At 55.8% G+C, this 14566-nt stretch carries 21 protein-coding genes and 2 pseudogenes; 7 read left to right on the top strand and 16 right to left on the bottom strand.

The window, feature by feature from the left end; all coding sequences use genetic code 11:
* Window positions 1–18: 18 nt before the first annotated feature.
* The 3 genes and pseudogenes from J4859_RS17600 to J4859_RS06125 all read right to left on the bottom strand — a co-directional run.
* Window positions 19–132 (bottom strand): annotated as a pseudogene (locus tag J4859_RS17600) (hypothetical protein); the annotation flags it as partial.
* A gap of 258 nt (window positions 133–390) precedes the next feature.
* Window positions 391–612, bottom strand: a complete 222-nt coding sequence (locus J4859_RS06130) for a transposase (RefSeq protein ID WP_212334250.1) — start codon at window positions 610–612, stop codon at window positions 391–393.
* Window positions 613–675: 63 nt separating this feature from the next.
* Window positions 676–987 carry a hypothetical protein gene (locus J4859_RS06125; RefSeq protein ID WP_212333077.1) on the bottom strand — a complete coding sequence of 104 codons (312 nt, stop codon included), beginning with the start codon at window positions 985–987 and terminating at the stop codon, window positions 676–678.
* A 227-nt stretch (window positions 988–1214) separates the two neighbouring features.
* Here J4859_RS06125 and J4859_RS06120 point away from each other — a divergent pair, with 227 nt between their 5' ends.
* Window positions 1215–1733, top strand: coding sequence for a nitroreductase family protein (locus J4859_RS06120; RefSeq protein ID WP_212334248.1), 519 nt, complete (start codon window positions 1215–1217; stop codon window positions 1731–1733).
* Window positions 1734–1771: 38 nt separating this feature from the next.
* Here the strand turns inward: J4859_RS06120 and J4859_RS06115 are convergent, their stop codons facing one another.
* Entirely contained in the window at window positions 1772–3208 is a 1437-nt protein-coding gene (locus J4859_RS06115) for a cation:proton antiporter (RefSeq protein ID WP_212334247.1), read from the bottom strand.
* Window positions 3209–3321: 113 nt separating this feature from the next.
* Between J4859_RS06115 and J4859_RS06110 the strand changes: the two genes are divergently transcribed.
* Complete coding sequence (locus tag J4859_RS06110; RefSeq protein WP_212334246.1) at window positions 3322–4566, top strand: L-2-amino-thiazoline-4-carboxylic acid hydrolase; 1245 nt, start codon at window positions 3322–3324, stop codon at window positions 4564–4566.
* Here the strand turns inward: J4859_RS06110 and J4859_RS06105 are convergent.
* Together J4859_RS06105 and J4859_RS06100 are read right to left on the bottom strand one after the other, a co-directional pair.
* The gene (locus J4859_RS06105; protein ID WP_212334244.1) at window positions 4563–4718 is read right to left on the bottom strand and encodes a hypothetical protein; all 156 of its coding nucleotides are present in this window, start codon (window positions 4716–4718) and stop codon (window positions 4563–4565) included. The two genes, J4859_RS06110 and J4859_RS06105, sit on opposite strands and share 4 nt — an antisense overlap.
* Before the next feature lie 102 nt (window positions 4719–4820).
* Window positions 4821–5312: a hypothetical protein gene (locus J4859_RS06100; protein WP_212334242.1), complete on the bottom strand. Its 492-nt coding sequence runs from the start codon at window positions 5310–5312 to the stop codon at window positions 4821–4823.
* Between the two features lie 101 nt (window positions 5313–5413).
* Between J4859_RS06100 and J4859_RS16155 the strand changes: the two genes are divergently transcribed.
* Both J4859_RS16155 and J4859_RS06090 read left to right on the top strand, forming a co-directional pair.
* Window positions 5414–5596, top strand: a complete 183-nt coding sequence (locus tag J4859_RS16155) for a hypothetical protein (RefSeq protein ID WP_249113775.1) — start codon at window positions 5414–5416, stop codon at window positions 5594–5596.
* Between the two features lie 230 nt (window positions 5597–5826).
* Window positions 5827–6591: a MarR family winged helix-turn-helix transcriptional regulator gene (locus J4859_RS06090; protein ID WP_212334238.1), complete on the top strand. Its 765-nt coding sequence runs from the start codon at window positions 5827–5829 to the stop codon at window positions 6589–6591.
* Window positions 6592–6684: 93 nt separating this feature from the next.
* Here the strand turns inward: J4859_RS06090 and J4859_RS06085 are convergent, their stop codons facing one another.
* Window positions 6685–6864, bottom strand: a complete 180-nt coding sequence (locus tag J4859_RS06085; protein WP_212334236.1) for a hypothetical protein — start codon at window positions 6862–6864, stop codon at window positions 6685–6687.
* Between the two features lie 417 nt (window positions 6865–7281).
* On the bottom strand, window positions 7282–7776 hold the full coding sequence (locus J4859_RS06080) for a CarD family transcriptional regulator (RefSeq protein ID WP_212334234.1): 495 nt from the start codon (window positions 7774–7776) through the stop codon (window positions 7282–7284).
* 263 nt (window positions 7777–8039) lie between these two features.
* On the opposite strand from J4859_RS06080, the gene J4859_RS06075 reads away from it, so the two are divergent.
* Window positions 8040–8822 carry a Fic family protein gene (locus J4859_RS06075; RefSeq protein WP_212334232.1) on the top strand — a complete coding sequence of 261 codons (783 nt, stop codon included), beginning with the start codon at window positions 8040–8042 and terminating at the stop codon, window positions 8820–8822.
* 999 nt (window positions 8823–9821) lie between these two features.
* Here the strand turns inward: J4859_RS06075 and J4859_RS16830 are convergent.
* From J4859_RS16830 to J4859_RS06040, 7 genes are read right to left on the bottom strand one after another with little or no spacing between them, the layout of a single operon-like run.
* Window positions 9822–10022 (bottom strand): thiamine phosphate synthase, encoded by a 201-nt coding sequence (locus J4859_RS16830; RefSeq protein ID WP_212334230.1) that lies wholly within the window; start codon window positions 10020–10022, stop codon window positions 9822–9824.
* Between the two features lie 7 nt (window positions 10023–10029).
* Complete coding sequence (locus J4859_RS16825; protein WP_212334228.1) at window positions 10030–10272, bottom strand: thiamine phosphate synthase; 243 nt, start codon at window positions 10270–10272, stop codon at window positions 10030–10032.
* Complete coding sequence (locus tag J4859_RS06060; protein WP_212334226.1) at window positions 10238–10468, bottom strand: hypothetical protein; 231 nt, start codon at window positions 10466–10468, stop codon at window positions 10238–10240. The genes J4859_RS16825 and J4859_RS06060 overlap by 35 nt, the downstream gene beginning before the upstream one ends.
* Window positions 10452–11279 carry a bifunctional hydroxymethylpyrimidine kinase/phosphomethylpyrimidine kinase gene (gene thiD / locus J4859_RS06055; RefSeq protein ID WP_212334224.1) on the bottom strand — a complete coding sequence of 276 codons (828 nt, stop codon included), beginning with the start codon at window positions 11277–11279 and terminating at the stop codon, window positions 10452–10454. Before thiD ends, J4859_RS06060 begins: the two co-directional genes overlap by 17 nt.
* Window positions 11269–11841 (bottom strand): hydroxyethylthiazole kinase, encoded by a 573-nt coding sequence (locus J4859_RS06050; RefSeq protein ID WP_212334222.1) that lies wholly within the window; start codon window positions 11839–11841, stop codon window positions 11269–11271. The genes thiD and J4859_RS06050 overlap by 11 nt, the downstream gene beginning before the upstream one ends.
* Window positions 11810–12058 carry a hydroxyethylthiazole kinase gene (locus J4859_RS16820; protein ID WP_212334214.1) on the bottom strand — a complete coding sequence of 83 codons (249 nt, stop codon included), beginning with the start codon at window positions 12056–12058 and terminating at the stop codon, window positions 11810–11812. The genes J4859_RS06050 and J4859_RS16820 overlap by 32 nt, the downstream gene beginning before the upstream one ends.
* Before the next feature lie 34 nt (window positions 12059–12092).
* Window positions 12093–12374 carry a hypothetical protein gene (locus tag J4859_RS06040; protein WP_212334212.1) on the bottom strand — a complete coding sequence of 94 codons (282 nt, stop codon included), beginning with the start codon at window positions 12372–12374 and terminating at the stop codon, window positions 12093–12095.
* Between the two features lie 347 nt (window positions 12375–12721).
* Between J4859_RS06040 and J4859_RS16145 the strand changes: the two are divergent.
* Window positions 12722–13159, top strand: a pseudogene (locus J4859_RS16145) (transposase).
* Between the two features lie 89 nt (window positions 13160–13248).
* Window positions 13249–13581: a transposase gene (locus tag J4859_RS06025; protein ID WP_256436863.1), complete on the top strand. Its 333-nt coding sequence runs from the start codon at window positions 13249–13251 to the stop codon at window positions 13579–13581.
* A gap of 49 nt (window positions 13582–13630) precedes the next feature.
* On the opposite strand, the gene J4859_RS06020 is transcribed toward J4859_RS06025, so the two are convergent.
* Complete coding sequence (locus tag J4859_RS06020; RefSeq protein ID WP_212334204.1) at window positions 13631–14560, bottom strand: DegV family protein; 930 nt, start codon at window positions 14558–14560, stop codon at window positions 13631–13633.
* Window positions 14561–14566 lie beyond the last annotated feature (6 nt).

Raw genomic sequence — 14566 nt, 5'->3', positions numbered from 1 at the left:
CGCCGCGGCCTCGCTGGCTCACCCGGCCCTGAACACCGCCCGCAGGTCCTCCTTCAACTCCCATGCCCTGAATAGGCGCGAAGCTGCCTTCTTCTTCAGCGCGTCGAGCTTGGCGCGCTGCGCGTCGGTGAGATCCTCAGGGGTTCTTCACGAGGGCGAAGCGGCTGCCCTTGATCGCGTCGGCGGCCTCCTTGAGCGCCCTGGCCTCCGCCGGGGTCTCCTCGCCCTTGCGCGGCCGCCCCGGCCGGTCTCGCGGGGGCGTCGTTCATCCACTGCACGACGTGGAAGGGGTCCATGACCCAGCGCGCGGTGTGGGCAGCGGTGCCGGAGTAGCGTCTTTATCCACTTCGCGCCGTCGGCGGTGACGACCTCGATGGCGCGTCTCTGCTCTCAGGTGAGCTCGTCCAGGAAAAGGCCCAGCACGTCTTTGCCGTACCCCTCGTGGGCCCATATCAGACATCCCCGGTCGTGGCCGACGACGACAATCAGGTACTTGTGGCCCTTCTTGTAGGAGGTCTTATCGATCCCGATGCGCCTTACACCCTCGAAGCGCCCCTTGCCGCGCGCGGCCTGCAGGTCGGCGTAGACCTCGCCGAGCGTGTGCCACTCCACGCGCGAGAGCTCCGCGACGGCGCTGGCCGGATCCGCGCCGTGCCAGGCCACGCCACCTACTCCTTAAAGTCGCGCGTGAAGCGCGACCTGGGCCTCGCCCAGGGCACCGCCTCGACCAGAACGCCGTGCTCCGGGCAGGCGACCCGCCTCGTCGCGTACTCCAGATAAGCACGTCGAGCGGGCCAGGTCCATCGCCCTCCACGATCGCGGGCTCGGCGACCTGTCGTAGCAGCCGCATCTCTTGCCGCAGACGGGGCAGCGCAGGCCGTCCTTCCTCCACGGCCTCACCCCGACGACGACTCGGTCGTCGTCGATGCGTACGTATTCGATCACGGTGTGCGCCAGCGCGAGCGCGCAGCGTAGTATCCTGTTCATGCGTCAGGGCCTTTCCGCTAGGTTGTTGTAGCAGACGTAGCCCTACCCTGCCCGACGCGGGAACGGCCCCAGACGGGGCCGTTCTCCTTTATTTGCCTTGTCACCGCGCTTCCATCTGGGCGCTTGGGCGGATTCCGCCCATAGAAACTACCGAAGAGCCATATTGTGTATCTTTATCCCGGTGGAATACAATAAAGTCACTATATATGGACAAAGGAGCTCTCAAGATGGACAGCGACATCATTTTTGCGCGCACAAGCGTGCGAAATTATACTGACGAGGATGTGTCGGAATCAGACGTGAGGGATATCCTCGCTGCAGGGATGGCCGCCCCATCCGCAATGAACCAACAGCCGTGGGAGTTTTGGGTTGTCAGAGACCCTGAGCGCAGAGCCTTGCTCGCCAACAGCTCCCCCTACGCGCAACCCTGCGGGCGTGCTCCCCTCGTAATCGTCACCTGTATGAAGACCGCCAACATACGCATGCCGGAGATGGCGCCACAGGACATGGGAGCCTGCTGTGAGAACATCCTACTCGAAGCGACTCGCCTCGGCTTGGGCGCTGTGTGGCAGGCGACGTATCCTGATGCGAAACGGATGGGAAAAGTTGCCTCCGCAATCAGGCTGACCAACTCAGACAACCTGGTCCCCTTCTCCCTCATCGCAGCCGGCCACCCCGCACACCAACAGGCAGCCACCGGACCGAAACACTTTGAACGCTCCCGCATCCACACGGAGTTCGCATAAAGGCAACAGCCCGCAATCAAGAAGTCGACGGGCATCCCCTAGCGGGTGTTTGTTTTCTTTATACGTATGTCCTCAGAACCTTGGCTATGTGGTTGCTCTTGATTCTCGCGGAGCCGCGCATCGTGCTTCACGATGTACTCAACCGAGTCGAGTTTGTGCCCGTATTGGCGCTGCTGCCGCACCGCCTGATTGAAGAGCCGCTCCGAGATACGCAGATGCTGCCGGTGCGGTGCCCAAACGCTCTCCCAACTCTTCTCACCTCGGGCATCCGCATATTCCCTCACCGCTTCCACCGGGTGGGCCTCAGTCGAGATACGCACAAAGCTCGTGACGATCGGAATCAGCAGCACGGTGATCGCACCGCCGCAGACCAGCACCGAAGCCGTCGTTGTACTCATGATGTGCGAGGAGACCGCCGTAGAGGTCACTGCCACAATGAGCGGCAGTGCCATAGTGCAATACGCCGAGACTACATAGGTCTCCTGGGGAGGCAGGTCACGGGTGTCGGGGTTGAACTTGAGTGAGAGGGCAACCACACCACCACGGATAACGATAAGAAGCAGGATAAAGAAGAGGAGCAAGCCGGCATTGCTGGCCGCCGCCCACAACGAAATCTGGGCGCCGGACACCACAAAGTAGATCGGGGTCAGAAAGCCATCCCCGATATCGGAGAGCTTCTCTTTGAGCACCTTATTGTCCGGGGCAAACTTATCGAGTAAGAAACCTGCTACAAACGCACCCAGCACAACATCCAAATCCAGCACCGAGGCCACCATAGCCATTAGCACCAAGAGGAAGATCGCGACCCTGAGCATCGGCCTTGAACCGCCCCAGGCATTCTTCTGTAAGTAAGTCTGCAGTTGTTTCACGGTACGAGGAGCAAGCTTCGGTAGTGCGATGATCAAGAGAATTACAGCGATAAAAACAAAGAAAGCAAGGAGCGTCGTGTGCGCCCCACGGGCTGAAAGCAACAGCGAGAGCGCAATCACTGGCAGTAGCTCACCGTAGGCTGCGTAGACCGTGGTCGCCTTGCCGACCCGGGTCCCCGTCAGGTTTCTGTCCTCCATAATCGGGGCGAGCGTACCGTAGGCGGTGGTCGTCAAGCAGATCGCAAAAGCAAGCTCTGCCTGTCCGGCAAACTCCTGAGCTACAAGCGTTGTGGTCACGAGCATCGCGAGCGCAAAGGAGACGAACCAGGCGCCGATCGCAAAGCCGCCGGACCTCCCCTTCAGATCGTCTATATCGATCTGATATCCAGCGTTTAAGAACAGGAATGCCATGCCCAACTGGGCTAAAAACTGGACCGCATCCCCCGAAACGGTGAGGGCTCCCGCCATATTGGGACCGAGCAAGGCTCCTGCAAAAACCAGAAAGACGACTTCCGGAATCGCCCTGCCAGGGATCAGCGAGGCAATGTAGGGGGATATACCTGCGATTGCCATGACAATCGCAAGATTGATAAAGGTTGCGCTCACAGCCTTACCCTCCTTGTTAGTGAGATGGTCTTCATATTTTGTACGCTTTAAGAAGCCTAAGACATAGTATCCTTAAAGCACTTCAGATAAACTCAAGGAGCCAAGAACCCATAATGCATTACGGTATTGTTCCCCATCTATACTGGGGCATCTATCACCCCACCCTTAAACAAGAACTCACACGCCGCTACGGGAAAACCCAGGCGGACCTCGTATTACGTGCAAGCCATTCATACTATCGGCAAACCATTGCCAGCATCAAAAGCCCCGAACAGGGGCCAATGTTTGATTACGCACTGCTCAGGGCAAGCCTGCTGGCCGCCATCTATCTCGGATCAAAAGTTTTAGGAAAGGATTTCACTCCCAGCCCTGCAGAGATTGCGGCACTCTTTGCAGACGCCACACGAAACAACGCCTTCATGCGCTCCCGCGCCCCACGTATGCGCCGTTTCTTCACACCTGAAGGACAAGCGACGGTGGAGCACAGTGCACTGCGCTCAAATATGAGAAGCCCCATCCCCACCTATGGTTGGGCTTACACATATATGGCCGGTGACGGGCACGATGATTTCCGCCTCACCGTCAGACGCTGCGGAATCCTGCGCCTCTATCAGGAGATGGGCATCCCGGAGCTCATGTATGCGGTGTGCCGATTCCCGAATATCTGGGGAGAGCTCGGCGGCATCAAGGTTAAGCAGTCCATGTGCCTCGGGACAGGCGATCCCGCCTGCCGTTTCCACTTCACGATGCTCCCCAAACCGGAAGATGAACCGACGGATGAGCAGGAAGACAAACAGAAGGATATAAACAAGCAGCCTTTCTTTGCCCTCTTTGTTAATTGGGCCAAATCATTAGCCCCCAAACCGAAAGCAAAGCCTGAGGACGCTGCGGCATCTGAACCCGATGCAGACAAATCTTCTGACAGGGAATCTAAGTCAGGGGACACGGACAAAGCGGGAGACAACGCTGCCGAGTCAACTGACACTGCGCGCTCCGAAGAGCAGCCACAAACCTCTGATGGCAACAAGACATCCGAGGAGCAGAGCGATACCTCAGGTACAGCAGAGTCCAAGTCTGATGCAACTGAAACAGACACTCAGGATACTGAGGCAGCTGTTTCAGAATTCACAGAGGACTCTGAGACCTCCGATAAGACTGAGGGAACTTCGGATAGCGAAGACGCTGAACCAGAGGAGAACGACAACGTGCCTGCAGGAGCTGACGAGTCAGCCGACCAGGAATCCGAAGACGAGAGCAAAGAAGCTTCCGATACCTCAGATACAGAAACAGCGCCCTCCCCTGAGACCCAGGAAGAAGACGCTGAACAGGACAATCAGGAGACCGAACACGACGATTAACGGTTTTCGATATACTCGACCCTTTTGATCGTGATTGCGATATGGCGATCGAGCAGATTTGTGAACTCTATATGTTGGCCGTTGTTGGTGTACTCACTCGGGAAAATGATCTCGACGCCGGTATCGACACAGATCCAGTGATTCTTCGCCATTCTATGTACCGCTGAAGGCTTCACGGCCACTTCACGGGAAACCACCACCGGACTGCATGCTCAATCTTCTCCCCGTAGCGCCCCTGCGCCTCAGGATGGTTTTCAAAGATCTTCTTGCCCACATCGAGGGGCCCACACTTCGTGTCTCATCCGCCTGCCCGGACACGCAGGCCTTGGCTTTGAGACCTCGACCGCTAGGGTCAATCCGTATTCCTCTGCTACATCTTCCACCATCATCGTCACCATTCCGATAACCTCCTTGGGAGATGCGACCTTGGAGCACTGCAGCAGTCCATCCGGAATGATCATCGACTCCTGCCCTGCAATCGTACGCCTCCTATCCGCAAAGATGATTGAGAGACCAGAGAGGTAAATGATTGCGTAGGTGCCGAGTTTCTGCGTAGGGTCCGGCAGCAGTACATCGGTTTTCTCGACGTTGTTCACGTTGCCAAGCAGCACCTCGCGTACATAGCCCTGCTTTCTCACGAGTAAGATGATCGCAAACAGATGGTCCGCCGGTGCCTTATGGTCCACCGCTAGGTCCTCCGCTTCCGCTTCTTCTTTCTTGGGTTTGCCTGAGTCGGTGGCGTCCACGACAAGTAAATCGTAGGGAGCCTTATCCTCGCTGAGTCTGAGCTCCCGAAGAAGAAGTCAGCGATCTCACAGGAGAAGGCAGCAAAGTCGAGCTGCGATTGATGATAAAGTTTGATCAACTCGGCAACGGCGCTATTGCCAGTGAACTGATCGCTCTGGTTATCCGTAGAGGAGAGCGCTTTTCTCACGATGCGTGTCACATAAGAGCGTACCGCTTTGTTATCGAAATCAAGTTCGTGGGTGCTCTCGTAGTTGATCGTCGTATCAAAATCAAAGATATGTAGGGCTGTGTGATTGCACGTCAACATCAGGTACCGTCTTATCTCAGTTGTGAGTGTCACAAGTGGTAAGGATACCGCAGCGCTGCATCGGATATACACAGTAATGTACAGGTACCTGTATATTGTGGTCGCTTGGTGAAGATACCTACGCAGGGGTTCAGTATTTTTCACCTTTACAGTAAGGTCTATGCCATACAGGACATACGCTATCCACCTAGTGAAAGGAAAACAGGATGGACAATGAATCATATGAACAGGACCAGCCGGCTACCGCTACCCCCGAGGAGATGAGTTTAGTTGAGAAGACGGGGCGCATGACACGCCTCATGCACCGCTACGTCAAGCACACCGCCGAAGCTCACGGTGGGTTGGGTGACCCGCTCCGAGGTCAGGGCCGCGTACTCGCAATGCTCGCCGCAAAGCCTCAGATCACCCAGAAGGAACTCTGCTTCCTACTCGGCATGCGTCAGCAATCCCTCTCCGAACTCCTGCGCAAGCTGGAAGAGAAGGGCTACATCACCCGTAAAAAGTCAGAAGAGGACGGCCGCGTGATCAATGTGACACTGACCCCGGAAGGCACAGCAGCGGTTCCCGACCTCGATGAGATGGACCCCGACGAAGAGGTCTTCAGCTCACTCACCGAAGATGAGTGTATCTCCTTTGAAAATATGGTCGACACCGTCTCAGACGACCTTAGGAGCAAGCTCTTGGCGCTCGGTGATGATCCGGACGCCCCGATCAAGAAGGCACACCCCCATGAGCGCAACGGCCATGAGGACCGTCGTGGCAGCGGCTACCATGGTCGCGATGACCACTTCCATGGACGAGGGGGTTATCACAGTTCAAACCGTGGCAGTTATAGAGGACCGCATCATGGATCTGACCGTGGTCCACACCGTGGACCCAATCGCGGTGGATACCGTTCTGAGGGCGGATACGGTCCCGACAACGGGCACCATTCCGATGATCGCTACCCTATAACAAACAACGATAGGTAGGGCTCGGTTCACGGTATCCGCGACACAGGCACAGAGGAAGTTCAGTTTGTGAATCTCAAAGATCTGCTTCAGTATCTCCTCGTAGCTTCGGTATTACACGAGAGACTGTCTGGAAAGCTCTGAGAGCGTCAGCGTCGTCTTTTCTCTGTCACAGTGGATAACCGCAGGGATCAAGGCTGCCATCGGATCTGCCGGCGCATAGCACCCATCCAAGCCATCCTCAGAGAAGGGCATCCGCACTACGTCGATATCGACTTCTCCCTGTTTGAGCATAGAGATGATCTCAGCGGGGTCCCCCTTTGTGCACCTCTATGTGCAGCGGGGGATAGTTGCAGCACAGCTACTACATCGAGGGAGTCGGGCAGAGCCCACAGGCAAAAAAGACACTTCCTACAGTCAGAATCCCGTTCATCCCCTGCCCGAAGCTCTGCAGTTCACGTTCAATCGTATTGGTGGGTGATAGAATGCACTCCGCCCTCACATGAGCTTGCCCACTTCCGTCAGCTCAACATTTCTGGGGCCTCATTCTATAAGTTTGCACCTCAGTTCTTTCTCAAGAACTGGAAGCTCGTAAGAAAGAGGGAGCTATCTAATATAAAACCGTTTGGCTGCAGCGATGGCCTGGTATTCTTCAGCGATTGTCACGAAGTATTCCAACTGCCACAGTTTCATGCTCTAGGATCTTTCTTATCAGTTTTGGGCGTTGTCGACGCTCTCCTTGAACTGTTCCTCCACAGCGTCGGACGTCGTATCCAGAGCCACTGCCATCTCACACAGTGAACGTTCAGAAGCCTTCTTCAAGATCCGCTCAAAGACAACAGGGGGCTTCTTGTTGCGGGCCTTCACATCCGCGATACGCTTTCTGAAAGTCTTTACAATTCTAACAGTATCCTCGCAGCTGCCGTTTCTGATTTCACGCTTGAAGTGCTCTTCCTCAAGTGCGGTGCTTCTGTCCTTATAGTGCTCAACCGGCATGGTGGGATACTCGGCGATCAGATTCTCTGCCTCTTGGCGGGAGAGTACCGGACGAAGCCGGTCCTGTGACGCTACCGGGAAGCTGATCAGCATCGGATTACACTGTCCTACTGGCATAAGCATGTAAAAAGGCCGGTCACCCTCCGATATCTTCTTGATTTCGCAGACGCCTTGACCCGGATGTACAACATATTCTCCAACCTTATACATGCGCAACAATCCTCCTTTTAAAAAGTAACTTCATATTAACACATTTCCTCGAATTATTGTGCATTCTGACGAAAATATCTTGCATTTTATTTTTATGTCTACTATTTTGAATTGTTTGTCACTGTAGAGTCCATCAACTCTACACCTGCTTTTACCGTTTTAGCTGCAATTCCACCGCAGTGATCCCTTGTATGCCCTACGCTATTGGGTAAGATGAAGGCGCGCGAATTCCACGACTCTTATGTGGCAAAGGGGTAACAATCATGAATCTCGATCAGCTCTATGCCGGAATATATGACTGGTGGCACGATCAGCATCCTGCCGTGCAGGATGCTATGCTCGATGACTTCGCACTGAACTTCTCACTCAATTCAGCGCAGATCGAAAAGGGACACGCCACCAAAGAGGTGGCACAGCAGATCTTCGATCACAACGCTGTGAAGAACTACACCGGTGCCCTGAAACCGCTCGTACAGGTCTTCAACCAACGCCGTGCCTGGGTGCGCGCCCGACAATACCTTCAAGACCAGCGTCCGGTCGATAAATCCCTCGTTATGGATCTCCACCAGACCCTGTGCGCCGCAACCTATTCAGAGCGCCTATTTGCCGACGGAGAGCGTCCGGGAACCTATCGTCTCGGCGACTACATTATCCCCGACTCCAACGAGGTGGGAGCTGCTGCAGATAGGGTACCCGGCCTTGTCAACGACCTCTGCGAGCAGGTGCGTGACGCCCTGCAGGACCCGACCGCTAAGCGCGTCCTGACCGCCGCAAGTTTCATGCATGCGAGCTATGAGACGATCCACCCGTTTGCAGACGGCAACGGTATCTCCGGCCGCCTTCTGATGAACTACGTACTGCTCGCAGGTGGCAACCCTCCCTGCACGATCTTCGCTACAGACCGCAAAGCCTACTTTGAAGCTTTGCAGGCCTTCGACGAAAAGGGAGACCTCAAACCCTTCCGCTCCTTCGTCCAGGCAGAGACCATCAAGACCTGGCGGGCAACGGTGACCGAAGCCTACGAATCCGAGAACAGGAACAAATAATCAGCCCAAAAATCCCCTTTGTCTCCAACAAGCGATGGGGATTAGTTTCTCTATTTTCTTTCTCCCTAACAGTCAAGCAAATGAGGGCCGCTAGACCCATGCCAAGCTGTAGCAGCCTGCATCGGCCACAAGCATATGGTGCCCTTTCAGTTTCAACCCATCTGTGTCTTGCCCCTCTGGCACAAAACAGCTAGACCTACCAGTTGAGGTAGCTTTTGCATGTTGGTCTTGGACATCCCTGTGAGGTGCCACAGGTATCTCTTGAGCCAAAAGCAGAGATTGTCCACAAGCGCCATGCTGTCCAGATAGTGCGGATCGCGCACAACTGGCCTTGTAGGATTTAGCGACAGCCCCCGAATCCCTCATCAGCCCTACTGTGGGCGCGCTTGTGCCTTCAGCTCAGTGGCCGCAAGGTCTTCTGATCCTTTCCGTGGACGGCTTGTGGCCACAGACTACGGCATAGGGACTCTTGTGGACGTCTGTGCCAACCTGCTGACAGGGCATACTTGCTCGCCTGCCCGAAGGCGCAGGAGAGGTGCGCATCAGCGATGTAGGCCTTATCGATCCAGAGGCACTGCTTTGAGGACGAAAGACCCAATGCCACCATCCCCAGGCGCTTTTGATGCGATATCTGAGCGCTTCGCCTATTGCAGTTAAGGGGCACACTGTAGCGCATGAGCCTGATGGGTGATACCCACTTCGGCAGGGTGTGTGCCTGGTGTGCTTAAAGACTGTCCCTGTAAGCGAGCTGTACGTGTGCCTGCAGTCAGGGCACTCCCATCTTGGCACTTAGCTTAGCGAAGATAGCAAAGCCTATGTGCTTACAGCAGCAACACTCAGCTGTGGCCTTCTTAGGTCGGCAGATCTTGGTATCTTCGGCCTTGGCACTGAGGGTGTAGAAGGGACTTTTGCGTACCATGGATCCTGACGGTTCCACTTTCTCCTTGAAGGCTAGCCGACCAGCTTGCATCAGCCCTCATTACTTGACTGTCAGAATCTCTAATAAAGTGCGCGTACCGCCTGCACAGTGCGGATAATGTTGTTGCTACCCAGGATCATCGATATGGAAGAGATTCCATCAGCGCCGGTTGCAAGCACGGATTTTATATTCTGTTCTGTAATGCCGCCGATCGCTACGATCGGGTGGACACTCTGTTGCCTCAGCGCCTTCAGTTGGTCGAACCCCAACGCCGGGTCCACATCATCCTTAGAATTCGTTGGGAAGACCGGTCCCACGGCCCAGACAGTCGACTCCGGAGAGCTTATGAGCCTCTACAACCTCCTCAGGGGTATTGCAGGAGTACCCCACGATCAATTTGCCAGCAGCTTGATCAAGGACCGACTGAATCCCTTCGTCTTTCTGTCCGACGTGCACACCGTCTACATGTACCTGAAGCGCCAGATCGACGTCGTAGTCAATAAAGTACGGGATCCCATGGTCCTGTGTCAAGTTTCCTCATCTGCTGTGTCATATTCAGCCTCTGAGCCTCAGAGAGCGTTGTGGACCCCTTCTCACGGTACTGGAAGACGATAATACCGGCGCACATAGCCTCAGTAACCTTTTTCGGAAACAGGCCCGGATCATGATCGGTATCCTGTGTGCCGCCGGTCAGATAGACGTGCAGCATCTCACTTCTGAATCTCATAATTCCCCTCTTCCAGCGGAGCCCAGTGGTTGAGTGGTCCATGGCCGTGGCCGACGTTGATCGAATGCTTGATCGTCCCCTCGACGTAGGCTTTGCCGATCTTGATCGCCTCTTCCATTGTGTGACCTTTTGCGAGCTCTGAGGTGATGCAGGCAGAGATCGTGTCTCCGGTCCCGTGAGTACGCTTGGTATCGATGCGCTCTGACACCATCCAGAAGCTGCTGTGATCTTCAAGCAGTACAAAGTCAGCCGCCTGATTTGCACCTCTCAGATGCCCACCTTTGACCAACACGTTCTTGGAGCCGAGCTCCTGCAGCTGCTCTCCGGCGGCCTTCATATCCTCACGTGTCTCGATGTGTATGCCGGTGAGCTGCTCAGCTTCAGGCAAGTTCGGGGTGACCAGATCCGCCAGAGGTAGCAGTTTATCGTGGACGACCGCGATTGCATCGTCACTCAAGAGCTTGGCACCGCCCTTAGCGATCATCACGGGGTCAACCGTCACATACCCGAAGTCATACTTCTTGAGGTTCTTCACAACCACTTTGACACGGGCGGTATCCGCCAGCATGCCGGTCTTGCAGGCTTTAATGTTGAAGTCATCTGCAATCGAGGCAAACTGCTGGTCGATCAGCTCGGTCGGCATCGGTTGCGCCATCTGTACCCCGTAGGTATTCTGCGCGGTAACTGCTACGACCACCATCGTCCCAAAAGTGTGGCGCATCTGCATAGTCTTGACATCCGCAGGGATCCCGGCACCGCCACCGGAATCTGTCCCCGCGATCGTTAAGGTCTGAGGAAAATCATTGATCATTGTTGTATCCCTCCTGAATCGCTGCGCTGTCAATCGTCGTCAGCTCATCAAAGAACCACACCATCCAGCTCCCTAAGCTGTGAGAATACTGTACAGCCTTCGCCCTGGCACAGGTCAGGATCCGTGCTGTCACAATGCCTGCAGAACAGGAATCGCTACTTACGGCTAAACAGGCTCCCAGAGTGCTCGAGAGAATGTCGCCGGATCCCACGTTGACCGTGAGCATAGGTTCACTCTGCTCATTCTTCAACAGGTTTACGCCGTCGCTCACGTAATCGATTGCCCCCGAGAGCATCACCAACGCGTGATACTTCTGAGCCACCGTCTGGGCGAGCGCTTCCACATCCACCGAACCGGTGTCTGCGTCGATGCCACGGCTCTCCCATTCCGCACCGACGATCGCAGCGATCTCACCTGCATCGACGTGGATTGCACTGAACTGATACTTAATGAGCAGCGTGAGGTTAATCTTCTTTCTGCTCGGCGAGCCTACCACCACCGGGTCGAGCACCGACGGTTTGTGGAGCTCATTAGCAAAGCCGACTACGACTTGCGCACACACAAATTCGTCCCGGGATCCAGGTACCGGTGTTGATCACCACAGCGTCGGCGATGCTCACCATCTCTTTGGCCTCGTCAATGTCCTTTGACGTGATCAGTGAAGCGCCGATCGCGCTCAGCGCATTGGCCACCTTTCCGATCGTTACGACGTTGGACAAGTTTAAAACAATGGGCTGCTTTTCACGGATTCTATCTGCAATGCCCCAATCGATCTTCATTGTGCTCCCCCTTCGATCACTCGCTACCTTCTGATTACTTCAGGAGAATCACATCGTTGAACTTCCAGTCCTCCTGCTTCAAGGCCTGCTCCCAGAATCTCCACTCCATCTCGCAGGATTTGAGGAAGTACTGCTGTGTTTCTTTCTTCTGCACAGTGTTTGCTTCTTCGGTTAAGTTATCGAGAATGCCGAAGAGTTTCTTCAGCTCTTCGGTAGTTTCTATGGGCGGAATCCGCCCAAGCGCCCAGATGGGAGCACGGTGACAAGGCAAATAAAGAAGAATGGCCCCATCAGGGGTCGTTACCGCATCGGGCAAGGTAGGGCTACGTCTGCTACAACAACCTAGCGGAAAGGCCCTGACGCATGAACAGGGTACTACGCTGTGTGCTTACACTGGCACACACAGTGATCGAATACGTACGCATCGAAGGCGATCGAGTCGTGATTAGGGTGAGGCCTGCGCTGCCCGATCTGCAACAGGAAATGCGATTGCTACGACAGATCGTCGAGGCCCTCAGCTCGCAGGGGGGCGATGGACCTGGCTCGGTCGATGTGCTTATCTGGAATACGCGCTGCACAGGGTAAGGTGGCCAGAGCACGGCGTGCTGGTAGAGTCAATGCCCTGGGCGAGGCGCAAAGCGCGCTTTACGTACGACTTCGAGAGTGGGTGGTGTGGCTGGTGCTGCGCGGATCCGGCCAGCACCGTCGCGGCGCTCGCGTGCGTCTGCGCCGATCTGGAGGCCGCACGCGGCAGGGGTCTTCGAGGGCGCAAGGCGCATCGGGATCGATAAGACCTCCTACAAGAAGGGCCACAAGTACCTGATTGTCGTCGTCGACTACGACCGGGGATGTCTGATATGGGTCCACGAGGAGTACGGCAAGGACGTGTTGAACCTGTTTTTCGACGAGCTCACCTGAGAGCAGAGGCGCGCCATCGAAGTCGTCACTACCGACAGTGCGAGGTGGGTCATGGACCCGTTTCATGTCGTGCAAGGGATAACCGACGCGCTCGACGAGGTGCGCTGTAAGGAATGGCAGGTTGCGAAGAAGGCCACCGACGCGATCAAGGGCAGCCGTTTCGCGCTCGTCAAGAACCCCTGAGGATCTCACCGCTACCCAGCGCGCCAAGCTCTACTCCCTGAAGAAGGCAGCTTCGCGCCTGTTCAGGGCCTGGGAGCTAAAAAGAGGACCTGCGGACCGTGTTCAGGGCAAGGACGGCCGATAAGGCCGCGACGCTGCTCGAGGAGTGGATGTGCGATGCGATGTATTGTAGGATCAAGCCGCTCGTCGCCATCGAGAAGAAGGTGCGAAGACACAAGGTCGACATCGCGGCGGTAGTCGAGCTCGGAATCGGCAACGGCCGCGTCGAGGCGATCAACAACAAGATCAAGGTGACAATCAGGATGGGCTATGGCTTCCGCAACACCGACAACCTCATCGGAGTGCTCATATTGAGGTGCTCCGACAGCAGGCCGACGCTTCCGGGAAGGGCCGAGGAAAGCACGAAGAAGAAGGCTGCTTAGATGAACTTCTCACCCACAGAAACTGCCGAAGGCTCCCTTTTTGTTGGTTTTACTTGGAGGAACGCACACTGTGCGCGATACGGTCTGATACCGAGACGCTCTTACGCCGATCTGGTCCCCAGAAGCAACAGGACAGCATGCCAGGACCGACATGGCAGCCGATCGTCGGCCCGATCGTGGAGATCATCGGGATCGCCGAGTCGTTAATCTTCGTTACCTCATTAGCCATGCGCTCCGCATCCTTAGGACAGTCCGCATTGCCAATCGCCACCGCGGAGGAGAGCATATCGGTGCTGTGCAGCTTCCGATAGAAGTTAGCCATCCGTTTGATGCCCTTCTTGCGTCCCCGAGAGACGGCGATGATGCTCAGTGCACCGTCCAGATCAAAGGTCAAAAGTGGCTTCACGTCCAGGGCACCGCCGACTACGGCGACGCTCTTCGGAATTCTGCCGCCCCGGTGCAGGGTATCCAGGTTATCGACCATAAAGATCGTGTGTACGTAGTAGCGTGCTTCCTCAGCCCAGGCGACCATCTCCTGCGCTGTGAGCCCCTTGTCGCGCTGCCGGATGGCTTCGACGATAAAGAGATACTGGGAGGTTGAGCCGATCTTGCAGTCCACAATGTAGATCGGCAGGTGCGGCTCCCCGAGCTCATCCTTAACGCGCTCAAGCGCGGTGCAGGCGCCCTCATAGCATCCTGAGATGCCGGAGCTGAACGCAAGGTACACCGTCGGCAGATCCGCCTTTGCGCGCTCCTTAAAGGCCTTCTCAAACTCCATCTGGGAAGGCTGTGATGTCATCGGCTGCGCCCCATGTCGAATTGCCTCGTAGAACTCATGCGGCGTACGGGAGACAAAGAGGTCATCGACCCCGTGGAAGCCCCCATCGGCCTTGCCGGCCTCAGTGTAGGTAAAGTGAAATATCCCGATCCCGGTTTCCTTCACCATCTCGGGCGAGAAGTCACAAGGGGAATCAGTCATTAAGTA

The organism is Atopobium sp. oral taxon 416, assembly GCF_018128285.1.
Classification (GTDB): Bacteria; Actinomycetota; Coriobacteriia; order Coriobacteriales; family Atopobiaceae; genus Olsenella_L.
This window is presented reverse-complemented; position numbering and strand designations above follow the sequence as displayed.

What these genes read in the sequence shown, in the direction of transcription:
- J4859_RS06075 (WP_212334232.1), top strand. Translation starts at nt 8,040, where the DNA reads ATGAATCTCGATCAGCTCTATGCCGGAATATATGACTGGTGGCACGAT.
- J4859_RS16155 (WP_249113775.1), top strand. Translation starts at nt 5,414, where the DNA reads ATGATAAAGTTTGATCAACTCGGCAACGGCGCTATTGCCAGTGAACTG.
- J4859_RS06125 (WP_212333077.1), bottom strand. Translation starts at nt 987, where the DNA reads ATGAACAGGATACTACGCTGCGCGCTCGCGCTGGCGCACACCGTGATC.
- J4859_RS06090 (WP_212334238.1), top strand. Translation starts at nt 5,827, where the DNA reads ATGGACAATGAATCATATGAACAGGACCAGCCGGCTACCGCTACCCCC.
- J4859_RS06110 (WP_212334246.1), top strand. Translation starts at nt 3,322, where the DNA reads ATGCATTACGGTATTGTTCCCCATCTATACTGGGGCATCTATCACCCC.
- J4859_RS06105 (WP_212334244.1), bottom strand. Translation starts at nt 4,718, where the DNA reads ATGGCGAAGAATCACTGGATCTGTGTCGATACCGGCGTCGAGATCATT.
- thiD (WP_212334224.1), bottom strand. Translation starts at nt 11,279, where the DNA reads ATGATCAATGATTTTCCTCAGACCTTAACGATCGCGGGGACAGATTCC.
- J4859_RS06060 (WP_212334226.1), bottom strand. Translation starts at nt 10,468, where the DNA reads ATGAGATTCAGAAGTGAGATGCTGCACGTCTATCTGACCGGCGGCACA.
- J4859_RS06080 (WP_212334234.1), bottom strand. Translation starts at nt 7,776, where the DNA reads ATGTATAAGGTTGGAGAATATGTTGTACATCCGGGTCAAGGCGTCTGC.
- J4859_RS06120 (WP_212334248.1), top strand. Translation starts at nt 1,215, where the DNA reads ATGGACAGCGACATCATTTTTGCGCGCACAAGCGTGCGAAATTATACT.
- J4859_RS16820 (WP_212334214.1), bottom strand. Translation starts at nt 12,058, where the DNA reads ATGAAGATCGATTGGGGCATTGCAGATAGAATCCGTGAAAAGCAGCCC.
- J4859_RS06085 (WP_212334236.1), bottom strand. Translation starts at nt 6,864, where the DNA reads ATGCTCAAACAGGGAGAAGTCGATATCGACGTAGTGCGGATGCCCTTC.
- J4859_RS06020 (WP_212334204.1), bottom strand. Translation starts at nt 14,560, where the DNA reads ATGACTGATTCCCCTTGTGACTTCTCGCCCGAGATGGTGAAGGAAACC.